This window comes from Sporosarcina cyprini, assembly GCF_022048975.1.
Lineage (GTDB): Bacteria > Bacillota > Bacilli > Bacillales_A > Planococcaceae > Sporosarcina > Sporosarcina cyprini.
The window spans coordinates 16,264-41,634 of the sequence record NZ_JAKMHX010000007.1 but is presented as its reverse complement, the minus strand read 5'-3'; the positions used below and the strand labels follow the sequence as shown (position 1 = coordinate 41,634).

Genomic DNA, 25,371 nt, shown 5'->3' with positions numbered 1-25,371 from the left:
GAAGCCAAGCCCATGGAAAGCGAAGTTGCGCTCACTGCCGATTGGTTTATGCAATTCTATTCATCTCAAAGTGACTTTGTCTACAGTCTGAAAAGTGTCCAAAGACACTTTTTCTGTCATCTATTCTTTTCCCGCATAAGCCGTCATTTCTTTATAATACTTATTCATGGAAGACGGAGAAACACCGAACCATTCCGCCATTTCCTTAACTGTCATCTCGAGCGGGTCGAAGTAGCCGAAATCATTGCCAAAACGTACAGCACCGGCTGCAATCGCGACATCCTTCCGGGCATTCGGCTGTTGCTCGACCAAATAATCCTCTACCAGATCAAGCAGCTTTTCAGATTGGCGCTCATGCTCATCGAGGAAGTCCATGAAATGTGTGATAACGCCCACTTCAAAATTACTGAATTCCTCACCCTCGTAACCATTGGCAGCAAGCTTTTCCCAACAGTCGACAGCATTGTCTTTAAAGAACTGTTCCGTTGTTTTAGACGGGTCCTCTTTATATTGAGCTGCAATTTGCTCAAACACTTGCCCGTGATCCGTCGGGAAGAAAATTAAACTAGAGACCGCCAAGTATTGGTTTTCCACTCCCGTTTCGTCCGGTAAGATAAAGCAATACAAGTGGACACCAACGGGCACGGGTTTATCACTTTCCCGGCGCAGCCTGATCCGCTCCCCATCTAAAATCATATCCACTGTCAAATAACTCTCATCTACTTCCGCGACCTGACCAATGAACACTCTTGGCTGCTGCCATTGCGATAGCACGCGCTGGACTGATGGACGCAGCTGTTTCTTCTGCTGCTTATGTAAATAGGATTGCCAAATATCCGGCCGATGATGGAAGAAAAATTCATCCAGCACAATGGCCTCGATCATCTCTTCCTGCAATTGGCCGTTTATTCTTGCCTTCCATGAATTGGCCAGTTCCAAATAGGCCGGTACATCTTTGCGGTGCGGGTATTCGTCATAGAAATTTTGCAAAACCCGCTCTAATTCCTCTGCTTGTACCTCTTCCACCGAGATCGTTTCTTTTGATTCACAACATTTTTTATATTTTTTCCTACTGCCGCATGGGCATGGTTCATTACGTCCTACCACTTTCTCACACATCCTTTGAAAAATACGAACTCTTTCAGTTTACCATTATAAAAAAAACTAGGCACTGAAACAATATGGAATTGTTTCAGTGCCTTTTCATTTTTATGTCGTCATATGTCAAAGTTCCGTTAAAACGGTCCCCAATTCATCATGACGCCGATTGCGAGGAAGATGATGCCGAGTACTGTCCAAATCAGTAGAAGCGGCAATACAAAGCGGATCCATTTGGTCCAAGCGATTCCTGCAATCGCTAAATTCGCCATCAAAATGCCTGATGTCGGCGTGATGACATTCGTGAATCCATCTCCCATCTTATATGCCTGCACCGCCACCTGCCGCGGTATTTCCATCAGATCGGCCAGCGGGGTCATGATCGGCATGACGATGACGGCTTGGCCGCTTCCGGAGGATACTAGAATATTAAACAGTTCATTGGCTATGAACATCACAATGGCTCCGCTCACACTTGTAAAGGGGGTCATCACACTGGCCATTCCTTGCACAATCGTATCAAGAATTTTGCCATTCTCCAAAATGACGACAATGGAACGCGCCATTCCGATAATCATCGCGCCATAAACGAGCCCTTTTGCCCCTTCAAAGAATTCTTTGACGAGACGATTTGGCGTCAACTTTGCGATGACTGCAGTACCGACCGCTATGATGATGAAAATAGCCGCCATTTGGTTCAGGCTCCATCCATATTTGAACACGCCAAATACGTAGAAGGCAATTCCTAACACAAGCCATAGTAAGACCAACTTATGTACACCGGTAATTTGTACTTCCTTGTTCAGATCTTCCCTCTCTTCCGTTTTAGGGAACGGGTTGCTGCCAAGAACACTTTTCATCGGGTCCTTCTTAATTTTCTTTACATACCATGCCACATAAAGAATGGTGGAAAGCAAGATAGCAATGTAGATAATAATTCGATAGCCGATTCCCGAGAATAGCGGAAGCTGGGCAATCTGCTGGGCGGTTCCAGTCGTCAGCGGATCTAAAAATGCCGTATTGAAGCCCGCATAGGCTCCTAAATAGATGATCGAAACACCGACTACCGCATCCAGTTTCATCGACCGCGCCAGAATAATTCCGATTGGAATAAAAGCGATAACCGCATTGACTATAATTCCAAGCGTTCCGAAGATCGAAAACAGCACCATGACGATTGTAATTAATACGATTTCCTTGTTTTTTGTCTTTTCAATTGTCTTCAAGATAAGCGCATCGATTGCCCCAGTCGATTCGATAACTGCAAATGATCCCCCAATAATAAGGACTAAGAAAATTAACGGTGCGGAGGCAATCATTCCATCTTGAATAGCCAGGAACACATCCATTGGACTTGCTGATGAGGATTCAATCTGCTCATAGCTGTCCGGCACAACGATCGTGACGCCATCCACCTCTTCCCTTTGGAATTCACCCGCCGGAATGATATACGTCAGGATCGCCATCAATACTAAAATCATAAATAAAATGACATATGCATCGGGTATTCCTAACTTCCATTTTTTCTTCTCCACTCTACCACTCCCATTCTAAATTGTTCTACTATTCCGTTGACTAACCTAAGAATAAATCATATAATTTATTTTGACAACAATAAATTATATGATTTATTCTAAAGAAGGATTGGTATAGTCATGACGTACTACGCAAAAACAAAAAAAGAATATGAACAGTTGACCCCAGGACTTAAGAAAGTAGCTGAGGTTTTGCTCCACAACCCAATTCTGTTTGCAACCCATCCGGCAAAGAAGATTGCCCAAGTGCTCGATGTAAGTGAAACGATGGTTGTCCGATTTTCTAAAGCCATTGGCTACGACGGATTTGGTTCACTTCAGGCAGATGTTCAGCGCAGCCTTTTAACGATTGGCCCGCCAGAAGAAAAAAACACAGATAAGCATCCCTTCAGTATGATAATGGAAAGCGACAGTAAAAATATCATTCAAATTGCGGATAGTCTGGAATGGGATGTTGCGGAGAAGATTGTGGAATGTCTGGTCGGTGCAGAGACAATTAAAGTGATTGGGTACTACCAATCCTTTGCCTACGCACACTGGTTTACCGTCCTGCTGAACACGCTTCTTGGAAATACATCATTATATCGCCCAGAAACGGATATCGGCATCACCAAACAAGGTAGTGCACACAGCGTCGTTATTTTCTCTTATTACCGCTATGCGCTCGGGACGATCCGTTTGGCGGAAGAGGCCCGGCAAAACGGGAACGAAGTAATTTTGATTACAGATTCGCTTTCATCGCCAGTTGTAGAACTTGCGGACCATACACTTGTCATTCCAATCGCACAAAAATCCGTTTTGGAAAAAGGGCCCGCCACTTTTTCAGTGTTAAATAGCCTATTGCTGCATATTGCAAATCGAATCGGCAAGCTGGATCTCATCAATCCAACAAACAATTATTATATAAAGTGATCTAAGGGGGTTATTCAAATGGTTAATCAATTCAAGGAACAAGTGCTGGACACATTCAATCACTTGCACACAAATCCAGAACTAAGCTGGGAAGAAGTGAATACAACAGCCTACATCAAGAAACAGCTGGAGGAAGCAGGCTGTACGGTTACTGCTTTTGACGATTGCACCGGGGTTTTTGGGGATATCGGAAATTTCTCGGGAGATGTGCCGATTATTGCCGTACGCGCCGATATGGATGCATTATGGCAGGAAGTGGACGGTGAGATGAAAGCGAACCATTCTTGCGGCCATGATGCCCATATGACAATGGTGCTCGGTGTGTTATGGAATATCAAAGAACAGCCGGATATGTTAGAGCGGATCGGCATCCGTTTCATCTTCCAGCCTGCCGAGGAGGTTGGCAGCGGGGCGTTGAAGCTTGTCGAAAAAGGTGCGGTCGATAATGTCGATTTCTATTACGGCATCCATCTTCGCCCGTTTCAAGAGACAGAGAACGGAAAAGCGGCTCCTGCAATCATTCATGGGGCGACTGGTTCCATCGAATTCGAAATTCGAGGGGATGATGCCCATGGCGCACGTCCTCATCTCACGCATAACGCAGTTGAAATCGGTACCTATATCGTCAATGCCATTCATACCATCCATCTGGATCCGAATGTTGCCCATTCGGCGAAAGTGACCCGCTTCCTTGCTGGTGGACGCAACACAAATATCATTCCTGGGAACGCATCGTTGGCAGTTGATCTTCGCGCACAGCAAAATGATGCGATGGAGCAGCTTGTCAAACGGGTACATGCCATTTTGGATTCCGCTCGCACTTTATTCAATGTGACGATCAATATTACGGAAGATAGCGGGATTGCAGCGGCCGAAGTTCATCCCGAGGCTGAGGAGATGGCCAGAAAAGCGATCGTTGCTGTATTGGGTGAAGAAAACACCACAGCGCCAATCATCACACCAGGCGGAGACGACTTTCATTTTTACACAATCAAGAAACCACATTTGAAAGCGACGATGGTCGGACTTGGCTGTGGTCTCCAGCCGGGGCTCCACCATCCGAACATGACATTTGATCGGGACGCCATGTTCAATGGCATTGAAGTACTTACGAAGATTCTTGAATTGCATGCGAAAGGGGAAAATGAAGAATGAAATCTGTAACAATCAAAGAAGTCATACTCCACCATATTAACGTATCATTGATCGCACCGTTTACGACAAGCTTTGGCACAATGCAACATAAGGATGTCTGCCTGGTGGAAGTTATCGATGAGTCGGGATTGTCCGGCTGGGGAGAAACTGTAACAAGCGACGAGCCGTATTACAATGAGGAAACTACTTTCACTACTGTTTATATGCTGAAGGAATTTCTGATTCCCCGCCTCATCCATCAGGAGATCAAACATGCTGAGGACGTTCACGATATGCTGCAATTCGTGCGCCGCAACAATATCGCGAAAGCCGCAATCGAAACTGCTATTTGGGACGTCTTTGCCAAAAAGAACGGCCAATCGATCGCAGAACTGTTAGGTGGCCGGAAGCATGAAATCGAAGTCGGAAAAAGCATTGGCATTCAAAAGGATCCGGCGACGCTTGTCGAAAAGGTTCGGGAATATGTCGAAGAAGGCTTCCGGAAAATAAAAGTAAAGATCAAACCTGGTGCCGACATTGAGTATATTGCCGCGGTACGTGAAGCATTTCCCGATATCCCGTTAATGGCAGACGCAAATTCCGCTTACACACTGGCAGATATCGATCATTTAAAACAGCTGGACCGCTTCCAGCTCATGATGATCGAACAGCCGTTAGCACATGACGATATTATCGACCATGCCACTCTGCAAAAAGAACTGCAAACACCGATCTGCCTGGATGAAAGCATCCATACGTTGGAGGATGCTAGAAAAGCGATCGAATTGGGCAGCTGCAAAATCATTAACATTAAGATTGGTCGGGTCGGCGGGCTGACTGAATCGAAACGGATCCATGACCTCTGTGAGGCGAATCATATTCCTGTTTGGTGCGGCGGCATGCTAGAAACCGGAGTTGGCCGGGCGCACAACATCCAGATGACAACATTAGCAAACTTTACGATACCGGGCGATACTGCTCCTTCCTCCCACTACTGGGAAGAAGATATCGTAACACCTGAAATCGCGATGGAACACGGAATCATACATGTCCCTTCCGGCAACGGCATCGGTTATGAGATTGATCGGGAGAAACTTGCCAACGTTTTATTGCGGACTGAGAAGATAACTTCTGCCGATAGTTCCCACCCAATCCCTTCTTAATGTATCACCTGTATCGGACATCCATTTTCCGGTACAGGTGTTTTTAGTAGCACACGCCCTCTTTCTAACTAGTCTTTTCTTCTCCTTCCACCTTTACTTTCCAAGGAATTAAAACCCATTTTAATCAAAAAAGAGCGTTTTTCCCTCCATGCTCTCTTTCTCCACCAGGTATTAGTATTCATTTAAAAATGAAATGTTCAAAATAGTCTAAAGTCCCGGTTTTAATTTATATATTAAGTTTCCCTATTTATCAACGTTTTGTCACACTTACGCAACAATGCACATTTACCTGACATAGAGTAAAACTACTGTAATTTATTTATGAACTTAGTAATATACTATCAATTTGGATTTTTTAGATAATAATATATAGATTACGACCTTTTTTTCATGTACTGTAATAATAGACAACGAGATAAACAGACGTCGACACCAAAGAGGACCTGCAATGAAAATGGAGGGGGGAAATGGTGTTTTCTTTTTGTTCTTTTGCGGGTTCTAAAAAAATCAAGGGAGGAATGAAATTGAGGAAACGGGGTCAAATACGATTTTTCAGCATCGTCGCAACTGTCATTATGGTCTTCTCGCTACTTACGCCTAGTTTTGCGAACGCCGAGCTGAATAAATTGAGTGAATCACTTCGCGGATCTAGCGGACTCTCTAAAGAAAAAGTGAGTCAGCACTTGCTAGATGACTTCAAGAAAGATGAAATGGTTACGTTTTTGATTAAGTTCAAAGAAAAAGCGGATACAGAGAAAGTGGCTGCCGAAGCAAAAGCACAAGCCAAACAATCTAATCTATCCGCAAAGCAAACGGTGATGATGGCGCGTTCAGCGGTCGTTTCCGAATTGCGTGCAACTTCTCTCGAATCCCAGCAAAACGTCCAACAATATCTTGAACAGCAAGCGAAAGAAGGAAAGGCAAAGGATATCACTTCGTATTACATCGTCAACGGCATGGCCGTGACAGCGACGAAAGAAGTGGCAGAAGCGCTAGGCACATTCGAAGAAGTTGAGAAAGTACTTCCGAATGAAATGCGCCAGCTCCATACGACAAAAGTGGAAGATGCAGCTGCACCTACAGCTGAAATCGCCAACGTTGAATGGAATATTGAAAGAGTCAACGCTCCTCAAGTATGGAATATGGGCATTGACGGAACTGGAACAGTCGTGGCAAGTATCGACACAGGCGTCCAGTGGGATCACCCTGCATTGAAATCAAAATATCGTGGATATAATGCAGCTACTGGAGCAGTAGACCATAATTACAACTGGTTTGATGCGACAGCTGGCAGGACAACCCCGTACGATGACATTGAACACGGGACGCACGTAACTGGCACAATGGTCGGCAGCGAGCCGAACGGCAGCAACCAGATCGGTGTGGCACCTGGAGCAAAATGGATCGCTGTTAAAGCATTCACTCCAGCTGGTGGTTCAGACCGTGATCTATTGGCTGCAGCTCAATGGATTCTAGCACCAACTGATGCTAACGGGAATCCTCGTGTCGATTTGGCTCCTGATGTTGTTAACAACTCTTGGGGCGGCGGCCGAGGTCTCGACGAGTGGTACCGTGACGTTGTTATTAACTGGCGTGCAGCTCAGATCTTCCCTGAATTCTCTGCCGGTAATACGACACTTTCAAACCCGGGTGGCCCAGGCTCAGTTGCAGCTCCATCCAACTACCCTGAGTCATTTGCAACTGGTGCAACAGATATTAACGACAAAGTGGCGTCATTCTCACTACGTGGCCCATCGCCATATAATCACATTAAGCCTGATATCTCCGCACCTGGCGTGAATATCCGCTCCTCCATCCCTGGCGGCGGCTATGAAGGCGGATGGAACGGCACATCGATGGCAGGTCCTGCCGTTTCCGGTGTAGCAGCATTGCTCCGTTCTGCCAATGCCAACATTACAGTTGATGAAATGGAACAAATTTTGCTTTCTACTGCTAGACCATTAACAGACAGCACATATCCTACCACGCCAAATCATGGTTATGGATACGGCCTCGTGGATGCATATGCGGCAGTCTCCTCCATTGCCAGCGGACTTGGCAAATTGGAAGGACAAGTAACAAAGCAAGGGGACGATTCACAACCGCCTACTTTTGAGCACTCTGCCCCTGCTGAGACTTACGAAGGAATGGATTTAGATCTTACCATCTCTGTTAAAGATAACATCAGCGTCTCTTCTGTTACATTGAATTACAAAGATGCTGATGGCCAATGGCAGTCGATGGAAGCATCACGTAAATCCGGAGACTACTTAGATGGAACCTACGGAGTCAAAATTTCAGGCGACAAGATTTCAGGTCAGTCGTTCACGTATAAGTGGACAGTTAACGATTTCGGCAATAATGTCGTCACAAGCCCTGAATATACAGTCCTTGTAAAACAAGGGATTACTGTCGGCTATTTCGAAAACTTCGAACAAACTCCTGTTGGTTGGTCTTCATTCGGAAACAAAGACAGCTGGCAGTGGGGTGTCCCAACATCCGGTCCGGGAAGAGCGTTTTCCGGAGAGAAAGTTTACGCGACAAATCTTGCAGGTAACTATGACAGCAGTATGAACGCAACACTCGTCATGCCGCCAGTTGATTTGCCAGAGGGCAATTCATTCCTGCAATTTAAACACTGGCATAATTTCGAGCAGTCTTCCTCTGGAAGAGCATGGGATTATGGCCATGTATTCATCTCCACAGACAGAGAAAATTGGACACAGCTTATGATGGTGCAAGGAGCATCTAATGGCTGGATCGACGCGGAAGTAAATCTATCTGAGTATAGCGGCCAACGTGTCTATCTTGGATTCAACGCATTCTCTGATGGTAGTGTCGTACGCGAAGGCTGGTATATCGATGATGTAGCTCTCAGCGGCACATCGGCAGCTGGTAAAGGTTCCTTGCAGCCAATCAAAAACAAATTGGGTTCAAATGATGCTTCCGGTTTGGAAAACATCAAAAACAATGGCCTGAAAAAGCCTGATGGATTGATTGAAAAAGGCAAGGACGCAATGGAAACACCTGTCGACCCTAAAACAATCAAACCTGCAATGCCGAAAGAAGAAGCAGCTCCACCAGTTGATGGAAACATCGGACCAGTACTTCTGCCTCTTGGTGCTCAAGTGAGTATTCTCGAGACAGACAGATCCGTTTACACAAACCCTGCAAATGGGTCGTACTCGATGACTTTAGGAGCCGGTACATTCACTGCTAAAGCAGAAGCGTACGGCTACCAGTCCAAAGTACAATCCGTCACGATTAATGCAGATGAAACGACTACTGCAAACTTCACCCTGGAAGAAATGGCGCAAGGTATTATTAGTGGTACACTTACAGATTCTTCTTCTGGTGAACCGATTGCTGGAGCAACGTTATTGCTAGTAGAAGATGCAAACATTGCACCAGTTGAAACGGATGCATCCGGACAGTACTCGATTACGGCGTATGAAGGCGATTACACTTTGAAAATAATCGCGCGCGGCTATCACCCGCAAGAAGCAGCCGTTACAATCGGCGGACAATCGACGTATGACTTTGCATTGGAACCATTCTTCACATATCCTGGCGACGTAATCGGATATGATGATGGAACTGCGGAAAATGCACGTGCATTCTATGATGCCGGCAATGGCTGGGGTGTCAAAATGTCACTCCCTGAAGGCAATGATTCCGGTATCGTCTCTGAAGGACATTTCAGATTCTGGACGACAGAATGGCCATCTCCGGGCGGCACTGGCTTTGCCGTCGAAGTTTGGGATGCATCAGGCGCGAATGGAACTCCTGGCAAGAAGCTTGCTGGCCCATTTGACGCTCAGGCAAAACGGAATGGCGAATGGACAGTAGTAGACCTCTCCGAACACAATATTGTCGTCAATGGAGATTTCTACATGGTGTACATCCAAACAGCCGCTAACCCGTATGCACCTGGTTTGGCTACGGATGAAAACGGCCCGAATGCAAGCAGAAGCTACCAATTCGTAAATGCTTGGACCCCTGCACCAAAGGATGAAGGAAACTATATGATCCGGGCGCGTGTGAACTATGAAGTATACGCACCTGTCATCACTTCTCCGGAATCTGGAACAGTAACGAATGAAAAGAATGTGAATGTTGAAGGTAAAGCTACTCCAACAACTTCTATCACTCTTACAAACAACGGTGAAGAAGTGGAAACTGTTGTTGTCGGAAAAGATGGCACGTTCTCGATTCCGACTGTTTTGACAGAAGGTGAAAACGAGTTTAAAGCAGTATCCAAGCTGGACGGACGCACAACAGGCGAATCGGAAACGGTTACTGTTATCCTGGATACAGTCAAACCGGAATTGACGATTACGAATCCGAAAGACGGAGATACGACAAATCGTGAGACAGTAACAGTTGAGGGGACTGTAGCAGATGACAACTTGAAATCTGTGACGGTCAATGGCCAAGCAGCTACTGTTTCTGAAAACGGAACGTTCTCTAAACGTCTCCTGCTTGATGCGGGCATGAATGAAATCGTAGTAGTCGCAACAGATGCAGCTGGTAATGAAGAAACAAAATCAGTACGCATCAAAGCGAAATATGATGGACCTCAAATTACAAACCTCATTCCGACTGAAGATGTTTACTTGACGACTGGTAAAACAGTCAAGTTCGAATTCGACAGCGAGCCTGGTCTTGCAGCGACATTTATGATTCATATGCCGCTGACAGATGTAGGCAGCGACATCTCCAATGCCACTGAATTGCCAATGCGCGAAGTGACGCCAGGACACTATGTCGGCTACTGGACAGCACCACTTGGCGTCATTGCGAAAGGTGGACAAATTGAGGTGAAGGTTGTCGACTCGTTCGGAAACGAAACACGACAAACAGCAAAAGGCAAAATCTTCGTCAATGCCGGACAAACGAACGGAGCAACTGACGAAGAAGCAACTGAAGAAACAGGCGCTTCCGAAGAACCAGCAGATGCAGCTGGAGAAGTGACACCTGAATCATAAAAGAATACCGCCAAACCGAGCATTCGGTTTGGCGGTTGTTTGTTTTGCTGAATGTTTCTTAATCAGGGGGTTTTCAACAAGCCCCTGACATACTTGGCAGCTTCCGATTCTTCATCCACGAACTCTGTATACCAGCCATTTTCTGAACTCCCGGCAATGGTAATCAACTGACCAGCGATGGATCGAGCTTGAAGAACCGCATTTTGTAAATCTTCTCTCTGCATCTTATTGAGCTTCCCATTTTCCTTCAGTTCCTCAAGCAAGTAAATAACCGTTTCAAGCGTGCCTGATAGAAGTGAAATGTCACTTCGATAAAGGCCATGAAAATACTGATTGGATCGACGCAAATCATCAATATACGCATCTAATAAGGCCTCACCGCTTTTTTCTGTCAACCGTTTTTCCCATTGGTCGATATCGACATTATAAAAAGGTTTGAGAGAATCGATCGTCTCCTCAACAGATTCCCGGTTCATCCCGCCAATCCGATCTTTGTAAGCCCTGTTTTCACGGTGAAGATCGACATTCCAATTAAGTAGAACAATGATGGCCACAGTAAAAACCAGCACGATATTCTTTTTGTTCACTTCCTGCGTTCACCTCGCTATTTTGGATCCTATTAAAAAAAGACCGTAGCCAATCATGACACCGATTGTATTCAAAATAACATCATCAATATCGGAACTGCGGCCAATGAAGAACTGGAATCCTTCAATTAAACAAGTCACACCGAAACCGACAAGGAAAACCGTCCACCAAGTTTGCAGCTTCCTCCAAAGCATGGGAACAAATAATCCGATCGGTGTAAAAATGAGCATATTCCCTACTACATTCACCAAAGAAACGCTTTCCCAATCACTGACGTGCTCATTTGATTGAATAAACATGGAAACCGTCCGAAACGGAACGAGATTGACTTTGGCTACTTCACTAGTTGTGATGAAATGGAAATACCATGTATTTGTACTGGAATCAAATCCCGCATCCCATTTTGGTATGACTGTCTGGGATGCCAGTCCCACTATGTATAAGCAAAAGAGGGCAACCGCTAACTCCCTTAGCACAGTAGTATGCTTTTTCCCTCTTATTAAAAATAAAATCCTGGCAAGCACATAAAACGGCAATGCTGCGGCCATATAAAGAGCCATATTTTCAACATACATTCGAATAAGCCCCACGTCTCTACCTCCCTGCCCTGCACGTCAAGTATTACAGCCATCCCTTTTCCCTGCAGATCGCAATGGCCTCCACTTTATTTTTGGCTTCTACCTTCTGCAAAATTTCGGACATATAGTTCCGGACTGTACCTGCTGAAAGGTATAATTCGGCCCCGATCTCCTTTGCTGTTTTCCCGTTTGCCGCCAATTGCAACACTTCTCTTTCCCGCTCACTCAACGGATTATCTTCGTGATAGGAGTTCATAATCAATTCAGCAGCAAATTCCCGTTTACCATCCATTACATTTCGAATGGATGCCGCCAGATCATGAATAGAACCATCTTTCAACAAATAACCGTGCACTTTTGCCTTTACGGCCCGCTCAAAATAACCGGGACGGGCAAATGTCGTTAAAATGATGACTTTTGTCGAAGCGCCAATTTCATTTAATCGAGCAGCCACTTCGAGACCACTCATGATTGGCATCTCAATATCGAGAAGGCAGATGTCGGGTTGCAGGCGATTAATCATTTCCAACGCCTTTTCCCCATTCTCCGCCTCTCCAACTACCTTAAAATCCTCTTCAAAATCGAGAAGGGTACCAAGTGCTCCCCGCAATATCCGCTGGTCTTCCGCAATAACAATTTGAATCATTATACAATGGCCTCCTCAGACTTTACTACGAGCGGTATAGCAATTACTAAACATGTGCCATTTCCAGATTCGATGGCCAGATTCCCTTCAATTAAGGAAAGACGCTCCTCCATCCCCTTCAGCCCATTGCCGCGTTCTGTCGGAACCATTCCAATTCCATCATCGTAAATACGCATTGTACAAACACCTTGGCCCATATACAATTGCACCGTGCAATTGGCCGCATTGCTATGCTTAACGATATTAGTCGAGGCTTCACGAAAACAAAGCCCGGCAATATGATGCTGAAGCGGTGAAAGTTCGGTCAATCCCCTATCCAATTGAACCTGCAACTTAACGCCACCTGCTGTTAAGATTTGCTCGGCATGCGCAAGTTCTTCTTCAATCGTACTATAACGCATGTCGGATACGAGCTCTCTTACTTGTGATAAGGCAGATCTGGATGCCGTTTCAATCTCTTGTGCAGCAACTCTTACTTTGTCGGGATGAGATGCAACCCGCTGAATAACTTGGCTTTGAAGAGTGATCAACGACAATGTATGGCCGAGAGTATCATGCAAATCTCTCGCAATCCGGACCCGCTCCTCTCGTTTAATCAGCGCTTTGATTTGTTCATTAGCGACATCCAGCCTTTGCTCTAAATCCATTCGTTCATTCATATGCCGGATGCCGAAAGGAGACATAATCATGACGACGAGAAACGGAAGAAGAAACAGGATATTAGATATACCATTTTGGAAATAAATACAGCCAAGGCACAGGACAAGAACCGCAATGAAAAGATTTACAGCCCACTTGAAATGTTTATTGTTCGTAAACCAGCCTATAAAATTTGATGTAAAAAATCCGAGCAATAGATTATAAGGGCTATAGAATAAAGTAAATATTACAATGACGGCCATTTGAATAGTCAGCCACCATCCGATATTTGTGTCTTCCTTTGAATTGTAAATCGACCAGTACGAAACGAGGAAAAGCAGCAATAAGCCGTAGCCCATTACTGCCATTGACTGCTTTTCACTGTGGATGACATGAAAAAGCGGCATGAACAAATATACTAAAAAAATATAAGGTGTCACGCCAAAACGTTTAGGGAACAATTCGAAACTCTTCATCTCATACCACTTCCTGTTTCCTTCTACTATATACTGATAATACCATGAATAACAAAAGGTACATAACTAATATCAGAACATTCTTTATCTCAGGGGAATCTCCACGGACAATCGCCCATGCTCCATTGCCATAATGAAAAGCTGGAAGCCACATGCCGATTGTTTGTATCAATTTCGGCAAGACCTCCATTGGCATCCATAGCCCGCCTGTTATCGCTAACAATAGGTAGAAAACATTACTGACCCCAGAAGCGGTATCTACTTTTTTCATGGTCCCGACAAGCAATCCCATCGCTAAAAACGGAGCCGACCCCAGTAAAATCCATAACCCGCATAGAATCCATTCACCGATTGGCATTGTGACACCATTGATTAGAAAGCCAGAGAGGAAAATAATGCCGATGGAGAAAATATGGACCGCCGATTGCCCGACCATTTTCGAAATGAAATAGTATGAAGCCGGCAAAGGTGTCACTTGCAGCAATGTTGTCCATCCTTCGCTTTTCTCCTGAACCATCCTGATGCCAAGTGTCATGATGGCGCTTCCCATCACACTGAATGCTGCGATGGACATGAGAAAAAGGGCGTTCCACTCTGCTTGATTTTCCATCCCCTGATTAACTACTTTGGTGAAAATGACATAGAATACAATCGGCATGAGCAGCGACCAAAAGATGAAATAGGGATTCCGGAAAATACGTATTACTTCCACTTTGAATTCTCTAAGCAGCATACTCATCTCAAGACACCTCCTGCTCGACTGTCAGCTGCTCAAATGCGTCTTCCAGTCTTCCTTTTTCGATTGCTACTTCTTCCAATTTCATATCCAGCTCGAACAGCTTACGCAACACATGATCTGGATTCTCCGTCATTACGGTAAACCGCCCTTGATCCTCCAACACAGCCAGCACATCTTGCAGACTCATCAACACTTCTTTATTCGTCGTTTCATTCACTTTAAAGGAAATCGATTGACGAAGCAGGCTCTGTTTCAGCTCCATCGGTGAGCCATCTGCAATGACTTTTCCTTGCTTGAACAAAATGATACGAGACGCGATATCGTCCGCTTCCTGCAAATAATGTGTGGAGAAGAGAATTGTCTTCCCCTGTGCCGCCAACTCCTTAACTGTTAACCAGAACTGTTTACGCGCTGAACTATCCATCCCGACAGTCGGCTCGTCAAAAAAGAGGAGATCCGGATTGCCGGCCAGTGCCAAAGCAAATCCGACACGACGTTTTTGGCCGCCGGATAGCTTTTCTGTCCGCTTATTCAATTCTTCAGTTGTCATTCCAGTCAGTTCAACCAGCTTCTCCATAGATAGCGGGTTCGGATAATAACTTTGGAATAAAGCAAGCAATTCTTTCACCTTCAATGCATCCATCAGACTCACCTGCTGCAACATGACACCAATCCGTTCATGCACAGCCCGTGACCCTGGATCTGCCTGAAATAACTTTGCTTCTCCCGATGACGGTTTCAGGAGGCCAAGCATCATCAAAATCGTTGTACTCTTTCCAGCACCATTTGGTCCAAGAATTGCAACAATCTCACCCGGCTCAAGAGTAAATGAAACATTATCAACAGCTCTTTTTCCTTTAAACTCCTTTGTCAAATTCTCAATTTGAACGATTGGCTGCATCTTCACAACAACTCCTTTATTAATAGAATAGATAATTTACTGGCTGCTGGTTAGTACACTCTGTCACAGTTTCGGATGACATTTGTCACCCCTTTCCATTGCCATGTGTGCGAAAGTGTGTATAATCGGTAGTAATTGCATAACTAAAATGTTTTCTAGGGTTCCGCAACGCGAGTTGGTCTGGACCGAGAGTAAACTCACGGCTTATCAGCTGTGCCACGGAAGGATAAAAGCCTGGGAGATACTGTTTATATACAGTCATCTCCCAGGCTTTTTATTATTTTTTGAGGAGGAATGAAATATGAATTCAAATTGGATGCAAGTTGTACTAGCCGCTTTTTTCGAAGTTGGCTGGGTCATTGGATTAAAACATGCGGACAGTTTTCCGGCTTGGATTGGCACGATTATCGCGATCCTGATCAGTTTTTATATACTAATCAAATCAAGCGAGAAGCTGCCTGTTGGAACGGTGTATGCTGTTTTTGTCGGGCTGGGCACAGCTGGCACGGTGTTGGCCGATACCCTTCTATTCAGTGAAGCAATGTCCTTCGGAAAGGCATCGTTGATGGGTCTACTGCTAGCTGGAGTGATTGGTTTGAAATTAGTGACCAATGAAACAGAAAAGAAAGGAGCGGAATGATAATGGCTTGGATTTCCCTTGTCTTTGCGGGTCTATTCGAAACAGTCGGGGTCTTAATGATCAATAAATTCCATAAAGATCGCAATGCTATGTCTCTCCTCTATATGATGGCAGGCTTCGCAAGCAGTTTTCTGTTACTCGCTTTTGCCATGCGTACGCTGCCGATGGGGACCGCTTACGCCATTTGGACTGGAATCGGTGCGTCAGGAGGTGCTCTGCTCGGAATGGTTTTCTATGATGAACCGCGGGAATGGATACGGATTCTATGCATTGCAGTGATTTTAAGCTCAGCAGTCGGGTTGAAATTTATTTCCTAGCAGTCAAAGTCCGTCTACAAAATTCGACATTTTCATGAAATAGGGCTGAAATTACTCAACAATTTATGCTATTCTAAACTTGTGAGTATTCCGAGATTGCTAGCTTGCATATTTTTACTAGCTGTCAGGAGCACTCCACATATAGAGAATAAGGGGGAAGATAGAATGAGAAAGAATAGGATTTTCGCACTTGTGGTTGCTTTTGTACTCGTTTTTGCTTTAGCAGGCTGCGGAAAAAAAGATGAGAAAACGGAAGCAGCTGAGGGTGGTTCGAAGAACGCCAAAGTGGATATTGGCATGTTGAAATTGACGAGCTCCGCTCCCCTCTTTATTGCGATTGAAAAAGGGTTCTTCGAAGAAGAAGGCATTACGCCAAATGTTAAATGGTTTGAAGCAGCTCAACCGATTGCTGTTGCGACAGCAAGTGGAGATATTCAAGTCGGAGCTACAGGCATTACAGCCGGATTATATAATATGGTGGCTGGCGGAGAAAAACTGCAAATCGTGGCGGATAAAGGAAGAGAGCACGAAGGCTATAGCTCGACCGCTCTGTTAGTTCCAGCCGATTCATCTATAGCATCCGTCGAAGAACTGAAAGGCAAAAAGATTGGGATTACTCAAACAGGCTCTACCTACCATTATATGGCCGGAAGACTTCTTGAAGAGCATGGCCTGTCGACAGCTGATGTTGAACTCGTTCCATTAAATAGTATTCCTGGTCTTATGGAAACATTGCAAAGCAAAAATGTAGATGCTGTTCTGCTGAACGAGCCAAATGTCTCCCGTGTCGTGAAAGAAGGCTACGGCAAAGTAGTTGCCCAAATCGGAGATGAGTTCGACTATCAAACATCTGGTATCTTCTTCTCTCAAAAGTTCGCTGATGACGAAGATGTCGCCGTTCGTTTCATGAAAGCGTACGCTAGAGCAACGCAATACTATTATGATGCTGCCTTGCAAAAAGAAAACGGCGAGATTGTGCCGGGCGAGAACTATGATGAAGTCATTGACATTATCGCAAAATATACGGATCAAGAACCTGATTTGATTAAACAAGGGCTTCCGTACATGGATCGGGATGGCAAATTGCTGTCGTCAGATATCCAGACTCAAGTCGATTGGTATGTTAAAGAGAAATTAATTGATAGTTCAATTGATACTTCTTCCATCGTCAATACGGAATTGCTTGAAAAAGCGTTACAACAGCTAGGGAAGTGAGACTTGCATGAGAATCGTCATTGACAATGTTTGGAAAAAGTTCAAGAAATCCAAGAAGGAAGAGACGACCGCACTGGAAGATATCAATTTCACGATCCAGGAAAAAGAATTTGTCGTTCTCGTTGGGCCAAGCGGCTGCGGTAAATCAACATTGCTAAATATCGTCGGCGGATTGCTTTCTCCGAGTTCCGGGAGCATTTATTTCGAAGACATGGAAGATGAAAAGCGGGAACCAACCGTCTCCATCGTCTTCCAGGAAATTGCCCTCTTCCCTTGGCGTACTGTCTACCAAAATGTCATCTATGGTCTCGAAGAAAAAAAGATGAGCAAGCAGGAGCAGTTGGAAAAAGGCAATTACTATATCGATATGGTGGGCCTGTCCGAATTCAAGCATGCGTATCCCAAGCAGCTGTCCGGCGGCATGAAACAACGGGTCGGCATCGGACGGGCTCTCGCCGTTGAACCAGACCTGCTTTTGATGGACGAACCATTCTCTGCATTGGATGCGCAAACCAGAACATTAATGCAGGAAGAATTGTTGACCATCTGGAACCGGACGCAGCTTAGCACATTGTATGTGACGCATAATATTGAAGAAGCTGTTTACTTGGCTGACCGGGTCATTGTCCTCTCCCGTCATCCCGGGCGCATCAAAGAGATCATCCCGATCGACTTGCCAAAAATGGGCAGAGGGGATGCAAAGTACCGGGCCCAGTTTGACGAATACGCAGAACAGATCTGGCAATTAATCCGCCAAGATGCAGTCGATGCGTTGAAGGAGTGATAATGGAATGACAAAGAAAATGATTACAAACCGAGTTGCCTTTCTGGATAAAAAAGTTCCATTATACGCTTCGATTTTAGGTATTGCCGGCGTTCTCATCGTATGGGAGATCATTTGCAGTCTGCAAATCGTTTCACCCCTCTTTCTTCCGGCACCATCCTCGATTGTTACAACTGGATGGGATATGCTGCTGAGCGGCGAAATAGTGAAGAATCTCGTCCCGAGTCTCTATCGTATTGGAGTCGGGTACCTCATCGGTTCAGTCGTTGGCATTATTGTCGGCCTGCTTCTTGGCTTCTCCAAATGGGCGGATGCCATCGGAACGCCGATTGTTTATTCCATCTATCCAATACCGAAAATCGCGCTACTTCCATTGTTTGTCCTATGGCTCGGCATCGGAGAATTATCAAAAGTGACCATCATTTCACTTGGTGTCTTTTTCCCTGTCGTCATTAATACATATTCCGGTGTGAAAAATGTCGACCCGATTTTAATTAAAGCGGCAGTCACCTTCGGATCAAATCACTTAAACGTCATTCGAAAAGTCATCTTACCCGGTTCCCTGCCCATGATTTTTGCTGGCTTGAAACTGGCTGCGGGGACATCCCTCCTGTTGCTTGTTGCCGCAGAGATGATTGCCGCGCAAAGTGGGATCGGATCTATGGTGTTACATTATGGGAACTTGATGATCACGACGAAACTGATGGTCGGCGTTCTGGTCCTGTCATTACTCGGTCTGGCCTTCAACCGTTTTCTGCAATGGGTGGAAAACCGTTTGTTGCCGTGGAAGTAAGAGACGTAGGGAACTGTATCTCATATAGAGTATGAAACTGCCGGATTAGGGCTAGTATAAGAAAACGATCCTATTTCTCTGTTACGGAGGTTGCGATGAGCAGGTTAATTCATTTTGAAATTCATGTAGATGATATGGAAAGAGCTAAAACATTTTACGAGAACGTATTTGGATGGACGTTTCAGGATTGGAGCGACTATGCAGGTATGCCGTACTTCGGCGCTGTTACCGGTGATGAAATTGAACCCGGGATCAACGGAGCTTTAATGCAGCGAAGAGGACCAGCCCCAACAGCGAACCAACCGCTAAACGGCTTTGCCTGTACAATGGGCGTGGAAGATTATGATATAACAGAAGCTAAAATTTTGCAGAATGGCGGAACTGTCGCAATGCCAAAATACGCGCTGCCGCAAATGGCTTGGCAAGGTTATTATACGGACACAGAAGGAAATCTATTCGGTATTCATCAGCCAGATACAAATGCCCGTTAAGGCGGCCTGCCTGAACAGAATAGAGATATATCGAAAGCAGTGGAGACACAATCTCCACTGCTTTTTTTGTTTTCTCTCCGCTCAAGCAAGTTATTTATACTGCCAGAATAATGGGACAACCTGTTTCAGAATTTGGCAAAGCTATGTTACACTAGAAACATATGAAACTGGTATTCAAATCCAAATCACAAGGAGTTCTGCATGTATATTGTCAATTCGACTTTTATCGTACCAGAGGAGAAAGCAGAGGAAGTCATCGGCATTTATCAAAATCGATCTAAATTAGTCGATCAGGCGGATGGCTTCCTCTCTTTTCAATTGTTGCAAAACCAGAAGCGTACGGGTGAACTTGTAGTGCATATGGAGTGGGCATCCAAAGATCAGTATTTGAATTGGGTTCGCAGTGAGCAATTCAAACAAATACACGAACTTGAGAGGAAATATCCTGATCAGGAGCTTGCCTCTATCATCCCGAAAGTGAACCAGTATAAGGTGGTGGCTGAATAATGGAACAGCATGAGAAAGAACCGATTGTGGAAGCGGTTGTAAAGGAAATATACGAAGCCTACCCTTCTCTTTGGGAACGATTTGGAGATAGCGGCCATCAGCGGACACTAGAAGATAATCATCATCATCTGGATCATTTGGAAACCGCGTTTCAAATGGATGACAGCCGTTTTTTCATTGATTATACAACGTGGCTGAATGAAATATTGACAAGCCGAAATGTGGGGACAGAATTAATTATCGATAATTTCCAGAGGCTGCAGAAGCATATTCCTGGAAAGCTGGACACCATCAGAGAACGATCCTATTTACAGTACTTAGAGCTCGCGCTCAACTCGTTACAGAACCCAAAGTAAAAGGAGAGGATCGAATGAGCGATCATTCCATCAAATTGGCAAATCTGCTTCTTAGTGGAGAAGAACAGTTGGCCATAACACATATCCACACTGTTCTGACAGAAAATGATCGGCTCACACTATACGAAGACTTGTTGACGCCTGCCATGACATACATCGGAAAGTTGTGGGAGCGCAATGAAATCACGGTTGCCGATGAACATCTAGCAACCGCCATTTGTGATTTTATTATCTCGGATTTCGAATTCAGGTCTTCCTCAATGGAACAAGAAAACAGGAAAAAAGTGATGCTTTTCGGAGTGGAAGGAGAAGAGCATTATATTGGACTCAAAATGGCATCCGCCGTCTTTCAAGAGTTCGGCTGGAGTGTGCGGTATTTAGGTCCCAATCTTCCCTTGCGGCATGCAGAAACCGCAGCGAACGCCTGGCAGCCGGATGTAATTGCCATGTCGGCGGCACTTTCCTATAGGCTTCCGATGTTGAAAAAGTCCGTTCAAGTGCTTTCCCAAACAGCCGGCCAGCCAACCGTATTGATTGGAGGCCGGATGGCTCCCCATATCCATATCGAAGAGGAAGCGGCCCCAGGGCAAGTAATCATTATGTCGAATCTTAGGGAGCTTCATCGGTGGCTCGCATTCGCACAAAAAGGAGTGGGAACCATCAATGCCTTTTCTTAAGACCGGCTTAGCCATCCCCATCTTTGCCATTAACGCAAAACTAGAGATCATCAAAGCGAACGAAACAGCAAGGCTAGTGTTAGCCAGCGCCCATACCATCCTCGATGTCATCGAAGAAGAGAGCCGGCCAAAGGCGGTCATGAACCTCCTTCGTTTCGAACCCGTCAAAGCATTAGAAATCAATGTCCTCTCCAGTTCCGGCAGCATTGTTCTGGCAGACCTGTATGTAGCCTGGTCGGAAGGAGAAGTTGGAGAAGTACTCATTTTTGAGAAAGACAAAGCTGTGAAAAAAGTAAGCGAGCAGCTGATCAATCTGCGATCCCGACTGAACGAGACAAATTTTGAACTTCTTGAGGCGAAAGAAAATGCAGAAGAGCTGTTGCATGAGAATATTAAGTTGTCCTCTCCATTTATTGAAGTAACCGATTCTATCGCCTTAATTCCCATTTATGGCGGGCTCGATCAGTCAAAAACCGAATTGATCGCCGCCAAATTGACCCAGCGTGCCTATCTTTCGGAAGTGGAGACACTGATTTTGGATTTCACTGCGGTCGGGCATATTGAGCAAAGTGGCTTGCAGGGGCTTGAATCTTTGTTACAAGTATTGCAGCTGTTAGGCTTTAACGTCATAATCGCCGGACTTCATCCACAGCATGTAAAAGAGTGGAACGATATGGAATTCACTTTGGAAATCCGTTTTATGAAATCGTTAAAGTCGGCTATGGAGAACCTTCTGGCTGTCCAGCATCCTTGACTACATACCAAGGTTCACTTTTCTTGATGACTCCTCCCCCTCTGCTATGATTTGCAGATCGTGACTTACATTCAAAAAGACGACTAAGAATCATGTTCTCTTAGTCGTCTTTTTTATGAATTCAAATTGTATTAATCGATAACTTCTATTAGGATTCAAGCTGCAGAACCACCTTGGTGAATAGCTTAAAATCATCAAGATGCTTTGATAAAATCGCCTGTAAAATATCAAGTTCTAACGTTTGATAATCATGGACAGCGATATTTCGAAAGCCAACCATATTCATTAATATTTTTGCTAAATCCGGTTCAATGAGACCTGCTTCTTGTAATAGCCTAAACCCATCCCGGCTCACTTTCGGCACACCTAATTTACGTTCACTGACGATATGCATTGATAAATCAATACTTGCCTCACAAGCACGCTGAATATTTAATATTATACTATCTTGCTTCGTAAAATCAGTTAAATTTTCAGGGTTGCCTTGGTATACCTCATGAATGCGTTTCATACAACGTTCAATTGTAGTTATTTTGTTTAATATGACATCATTCATCGCCAAACACACTTCCCCGCTCTTTGATGGCCTCGATGATTGGAGCGCGCTGTTCGTTTAATGCTGCGTACATACTATACGCACGCATTTTCTGTAGAGTAAATTGATTTTCATCTCTTATATAAATAGGCTCACCCTCAGAGAAGATTTGCATTGTAAACACAGTATCGATTTGTTTAAGATCGACTAAATCAACTTCACGTCCGGTAATAGAAGTTAAATTGCCAGCAAGAATAAACTTTTCGTACGATGATAACTTTTGAGGGCTGAAATAAGCAACGTCTATATCACTATCCTGGCGTGCAGTTCCTTTGGAGAACGATCCGAACAAAATAATGAAATCCGTCGTCAGATGTTCATTGATTGTATCGACTAGCTGTTGCCTAATTTCTTCTGATAACATGCAATCACCGTCCTCTTCCATAGTATAAGGCTTAGCCAAACAAATCGCATTTACTCTTTGATAAACCTACGCATAAATGTTATAACTCCTAATCCCTTTGTAAAACTAGCCACTGCGCGGCCCTATCCAAAAACTCCTTGCTTCTGCTTCGATTGTATCCCTTATCTATTATTATTGCGCCATTCTTTTCTCAATAAAATCCTTCAAAACATGAACAGCCATCACACAATCGTTCAAGTCAGTCCATTCCTCAGGATTATGGCTGATCCCTTTCTTGCTCCGCACAAAAATCATGGCAGCTGGTACTTCCCTGCCTACCACCATGGCATCATGCCCCGCGCCGCTTACCAATTCCATCGGCTCCACGTCAAAACTCGCAATCGACTCTTTGATGCCTGATGTAAGCTGTGGATCAATTAACAGCGGATCGACTGCTAGCATCTCTTCATAAGTCACGCTGACATTAAATTGCTTCCCTGCCGACTGGGCTGTTTCAATGATCGCCTCCACAAGCTGCTTCCGTTCTTCCAGCAATATATCTCGTACATCCACAGTCAACTCAACTTTCTGTGCAATAACGTTTATGCCATTTGGAAAGACATTCAGTTTACCGACCGTCGCGACAGCCGTTTCACTAAAACGTCTCGGCAATTCCGCCAGCTGATGAACAAATGCGCCAGCTGCTACAACAGGATCCCTCCGGTCATCCATCGGTGTATTCCCCGCATGCCCTGCTTCGCCGTCAAAGGTGAAGTTCATCCATACCGGCCCAGCAATCCCCTTGACGATACCGACAGGCAAATGGTTCTGTTCCAATCTCTTTCCTTGTTCAATATGTACTTCCACAAACAACTCGATTTCACGAATATCACGTTTCGCTTGCCATACTTGTTCCAATGAGCTGCCGTATTCCTCCATCACGGTTTCAAAAGATTTGCCCTCTGCATCTTTTAAACGAGCGGTATCCTCCGGGTTTAATTTCCCGACCATAGCGTGGCTTCCTGTCAAGCCCGTACCAAATCTCGACCCTTCTTCATCCGAAAAAATGACGACCTCAAAGGATTTTTCCGGATGGTATCCCGATGACTTCCACGCCTCCACTACTTCTAATGCCGCAATTACGCCAAGCGGTCCGTCGAAATTCCCGCCGTTTGGCACACTGTCGACATGAGAGCCAGATAATATGACCCGATGTTTATCGTTGCCTTTTAAGCGTCCGAAAATATTGCCGACGCCGTCTTCCCTGACGTCCAAGCCAGCCTCTTTCATCCAGTTCATCACGAGGTATTTCGCGTCCTTCTCCTCTGTGGAAAATCCGGGCCGGTCCACTCCTCTGTCTTTTGTCTGTCCAATCTTCGAAAGCTCACTTAAACGGTGTGCGAGCCGTTTTCCGTCTATTCCTCCAGACGATAAGGTTTCATCGTAATCCACCATCAAACGGTCATAAAGAAATTCATTCATTGTCTCAGCCTCACTTTTCTTTATTGTCATGAGCTGTTCCTCAGAGGAGGAGCGTTTCCACTTATCGATCGCATAATAAATGAACATCGGCAATACGGATAGAATGGCAAAAAGAATGGCTAGCTCCAAAAAGAGAGAATTGACCTGATAAACAGGTGTTTTCAGCTCCATCAAATCTTTAATTGGATCAGCTCCCAACGAAAGGAGAATAAGAGCAAACACGAGTTCAAATCCCCATGTCCGGAGTAGGATGATTTTTTCTGGAAACTCCACTTGCAGCCAATTCTCAAATGGAAGTTTTTTAGCCGAATAGGACGACATCCACTTATGCAAACTAAACCCCGCGATACAGATAACCCCAAGCGGCAGTAATTTTACAATTAGATAACTGAGTACTTGGCTTAGGAGGAGAAGCATTGTTCCAACTAGTACAAGTCCCCAAATGAGGATGCTCCCTTTGCGTTTCCATTGCAAATTTCGCTCAGCGGCTGAATTCCCCGCCGCTTGTTTGATCGTCATACGGTTCGATCCAGCTTCACTTCAAATTCGGGATGCGTGACATAATCCATATATCTGACATTCCCGTCAAACGAGAGATACGCTTGGAATCGGGTTCGATAAGCCGGCCCCGTAACATAGTCGAGGACCTGCTCCTTTCGCACCCATCGGCAATCGGAAGTCTCTTCAGAAGTGCAAAGCTCGCCGCCAATCGGATTGCATGCAAAATCCATCATCACTTTCGTTGGCACGTCTGTCACCCCGTCATACCATTTATGTATGCCCGTATTGGAATAAACCCCAATAAGCTTCACTACTTCAATATCAATGCCGCTCTCCTCCTTCACTTCCCGGCGGACGGCATCCATTACATTTTCCCCCACTTCAACTTGTCCTCCGGGAAAAACCCAGCCTCCATGTTGCGTTTTGACGAGCAAAATATTGCCCTCTTTGTCTTCTACAATTCCTCCTGCAGCTACGATATGTGTTGGCATTGCCATATCCCCATCCCCTTCCTTTTCA

The 25,371-nt window shown here is 45.0% G+C and carries 26 protein-coding genes and 1 riboswitch; of the genes, 14 read left to right on the top strand and 12 right to left on the bottom strand.

The window, feature by feature from the left end; all coding sequences use genetic code 11:
• Nucleotides 1–120 precede the first annotated feature (120 nt).
• Nucleotides 121–1,107 (bottom strand): YecA family protein, encoded by a 987-nt coding sequence (locus L7D49_RS00820; RefSeq protein WP_238078876.1) that lies wholly within the window; start codon nt 1,105–1,107, stop codon nt 121–123.
• A gap of 128 nt (nt 1,108–1,235) precedes the next feature.
• The gene (locus tag L7D49_RS00815; protein ID WP_336246354.1) at nt 1,236–2,633 is read right to left on the bottom strand and encodes a YfcC family protein; all 1,398 of its coding nucleotides are present in this window, start codon (nt 2,631–2,633) and stop codon (nt 1,236–1,238) included.
• 120 nt (nt 2,634–2,753) lie between these two features.
• On the opposite strand from L7D49_RS00815, the gene L7D49_RS00810 reads away from it, so the two are divergent.
• The 4 genes from L7D49_RS00810 (at nt 2,754) to L7D49_RS00795 (ending at nt 10,830) form a co-directional block, all read left to right on the top strand.
• Entirely contained in the window at nt 2,754–3,545 is a 792-nt protein-coding gene (locus L7D49_RS00810; protein ID WP_238078875.1) for a MurR/RpiR family transcriptional regulator, read from the top strand.
• Nucleotides 3,546–3,563: 18 nt separating this feature from the next.
• A complete protein-coding gene (locus L7D49_RS00805) occupies nt 3,564–4,700 on the top strand; it encodes a M20 peptidase aminoacylase family protein (RefSeq protein WP_238078874.1) in 1,137 nt (378 codons plus the stop codon).
• Nucleotides 4,697–5,842, top strand: a complete 1,146-nt coding sequence (menC, locus tag L7D49_RS00800; RefSeq protein WP_238078873.1) for an o-succinylbenzoate synthase — start codon at nt 4,697–4,699, stop codon at nt 5,840–5,842. The genes L7D49_RS00805 and menC overlap by 4 nt, the downstream gene beginning before the upstream one ends.
• A gap of 518 nt (nt 5,843–6,360) precedes the next feature.
• Nucleotides 6,361–10,830: a S8 family peptidase gene (locus L7D49_RS00795; protein WP_272493156.1), complete on the top strand. Its 4,470-nt coding sequence runs from the start codon at nt 6,361–6,363 to the stop codon at nt 10,828–10,830.
• Between the two features lie 62 nt (nt 10,831–10,892).
• Here L7D49_RS00795 and L7D49_RS00790 read toward each other — a convergent pair whose 3' ends face one another.
• Genes L7D49_RS00790 through L7D49_RS00765 form a run of 6 tightly spaced genes read right to left on the bottom strand, consistent with a single transcriptional unit; the run spans nt 10,893 to nt 15,397 of the window.
• Nucleotides 10,893–11,417 carry a hypothetical protein gene (locus tag L7D49_RS00790; RefSeq protein ID WP_238078871.1) on the bottom strand — a complete coding sequence of 175 codons (525 nt, stop codon included), beginning with the start codon at nt 11,415–11,417 and terminating at the stop codon, nt 10,893–10,895.
• A gap of 9 nt (nt 11,418–11,426) precedes the next feature.
• Nucleotides 11,427–12,008: a VanZ family protein gene (locus L7D49_RS00785; RefSeq protein ID WP_238078870.1), complete on the bottom strand. Its 582-nt coding sequence runs from the start codon at nt 12,006–12,008 to the stop codon at nt 11,427–11,429.
• A gap of 31 nt (nt 12,009–12,039) precedes the next feature.
• Nucleotides 12,040–12,642, bottom strand: coding sequence for a response regulator transcription factor (locus L7D49_RS00780; RefSeq protein WP_238078869.1), 603 nt, complete (start codon nt 12,640–12,642; stop codon nt 12,040–12,042).
• The gene (locus L7D49_RS00775) at nt 12,642–13,757 is read right to left on the bottom strand and encodes a sensor histidine kinase (RefSeq protein WP_238078868.1); all 1,116 of its coding nucleotides are present in this window, start codon (nt 13,755–13,757) and stop codon (nt 12,642–12,644) included. The genes L7D49_RS00780 and L7D49_RS00775 overlap by 1 nt, the downstream gene beginning before the upstream one ends.
• Before the next feature lies 1 nt (nt 13,758).
• Nucleotides 13,759–14,496: an ABC transporter permease gene (locus tag L7D49_RS00770; protein WP_238078867.1), complete on the bottom strand. Its 738-nt coding sequence runs from the start codon at nt 14,494–14,496 to the stop codon at nt 13,759–13,761.
• 1 nt (nt 14,497) lies between these two features.
• On the bottom strand, nt 14,498–15,397 hold the full coding sequence (locus L7D49_RS00765; protein WP_238078866.1) for an ABC transporter ATP-binding protein: 900 nt from the start codon (nt 15,395–15,397) through the stop codon (nt 14,498–14,500).
• Between the two features lie 144 nt (nt 15,398–15,541).
• A riboswitch (guanidine-I (ykkC/yxkD leader) is annotated at nt 15,542–15,640 on the top strand.
• A 58-nt stretch (nt 15,641–15,698) separates the two neighbouring features.
• Here L7D49_RS00765 and L7D49_RS00760 point away from each other — a divergent pair.
• From L7D49_RS00760 to L7D49_RS00715, 10 genes are all read left to right on the top strand, one after another.
• A complete protein-coding gene (locus tag L7D49_RS00760) occupies nt 15,699–16,037 on the top strand; it encodes a DMT family transporter (protein ID WP_238078865.1) in 339 nt (112 codons plus the stop codon).
• A 2-nt stretch (nt 16,038–16,039) separates the two neighbouring features.
• A complete protein-coding gene (locus L7D49_RS00755) occupies nt 16,040–16,354 on the top strand; it encodes a DMT family transporter (protein WP_238078864.1) in 315 nt (104 codons plus the stop codon).
• A gap of 165 nt (nt 16,355–16,519) precedes the next feature.
• Nucleotides 16,520–17,569 (top strand): ABC transporter substrate-binding protein, encoded by a 1,050-nt coding sequence (locus L7D49_RS00750; RefSeq protein ID WP_238078863.1) that lies wholly within the window; start codon nt 16,520–16,522, stop codon nt 17,567–17,569.
• 7 nt (nt 17,570–17,576) lie between these two features.
• Nucleotides 17,577–18,353: an ABC transporter ATP-binding protein gene (locus L7D49_RS00745; RefSeq protein ID WP_238078862.1), complete on the top strand. Its 777-nt coding sequence runs from the start codon at nt 17,577–17,579 to the stop codon at nt 18,351–18,353.
• Nucleotides 18,354–18,360: 7 nt separating this feature from the next.
• Nucleotides 18,361–19,146, top strand: a complete 786-nt coding sequence (locus L7D49_RS00740) for an ABC transporter permease (protein ID WP_238078861.1) — start codon at nt 18,361–18,363, stop codon at nt 19,144–19,146.
• A gap of 95 nt (nt 19,147–19,241) precedes the next feature.
• Nucleotides 19,242–19,637: a VOC family protein gene (locus tag L7D49_RS00735; protein WP_238078860.1), complete on the top strand. Its 396-nt coding sequence runs from the start codon at nt 19,242–19,244 to the stop codon at nt 19,635–19,637.
• Between the two features lie 201 nt (nt 19,638–19,838).
• Nucleotides 19,839–20,144 carry an antibiotic biosynthesis monooxygenase family protein gene (locus L7D49_RS00730; protein WP_238078859.1) on the top strand — a complete coding sequence of 102 codons (306 nt, stop codon included), beginning with the start codon at nt 19,839–19,841 and terminating at the stop codon, nt 20,142–20,144.
• A complete protein-coding gene (locus tag L7D49_RS00725; RefSeq protein WP_238078858.1) occupies nt 20,144–20,500 on the top strand; it encodes a hypothetical protein in 357 nt (118 codons plus the stop codon). Before L7D49_RS00730 ends, L7D49_RS00725 begins: the two co-directional genes overlap by 1 nt.
• 14 nt (nt 20,501–20,514) lie before the next feature.
• On the top strand, nt 20,515–21,177 hold the full coding sequence (locus tag L7D49_RS00720; protein ID WP_238078857.1) for a cobalamin B12-binding domain-containing protein: 663 nt from the start codon (nt 20,515–20,517) through the stop codon (nt 21,175–21,177).
• On the top strand, nt 21,164–21,931 hold the full coding sequence (locus L7D49_RS00715) for an STAS domain-containing protein (RefSeq protein WP_238078856.1): 768 nt from the start codon (nt 21,164–21,166) through the stop codon (nt 21,929–21,931). The genes L7D49_RS00720 and L7D49_RS00715 overlap by 14 nt, the downstream gene beginning before the upstream one ends.
• Nucleotides 21,932–22,079: 148 nt before the next feature.
• Here the strand turns inward: L7D49_RS00715 and hepT are convergent, their stop codons facing one another.
• From hepT to L7D49_RS00695, 4 genes are all read right to left on the bottom strand, one after another.
• Nucleotides 22,080–22,487: a type VII toxin-antitoxin system HepT family RNase toxin gene (gene hepT / locus L7D49_RS00710; RefSeq protein WP_238078878.1), complete on the bottom strand. Its 408-nt coding sequence runs from the start codon at nt 22,485–22,487 to the stop codon at nt 22,080–22,082.
• Entirely contained in the window at nt 22,480–22,890 is a 411-nt protein-coding gene (gene mntA / locus L7D49_RS00705) for a type VII toxin-antitoxin system MntA family adenylyltransferase antitoxin (protein WP_238078855.1), read from the bottom strand. Before mntA ends, hepT begins: the two co-directional genes overlap by 8 nt.
• 171 nt (nt 22,891–23,061) lie before the next feature.
• Nucleotides 23,062–24,870: a Zn-dependent hydrolase gene (locus tag L7D49_RS00700; RefSeq protein WP_336246353.1), complete on the bottom strand. Its 1,809-nt coding sequence runs from the start codon at nt 24,868–24,870 to the stop codon at nt 23,062–23,064.
• Complete coding sequence (locus L7D49_RS00695) at nt 24,867–25,349, bottom strand: NUDIX hydrolase (RefSeq protein ID WP_238078854.1); 483 nt, start codon at nt 25,347–25,349, stop codon at nt 24,867–24,869. Before L7D49_RS00695 ends, L7D49_RS00700 begins: the two co-directional genes overlap by 4 nt.
• Nucleotides 25,350–25,371 lie beyond the last annotated feature (22 nt).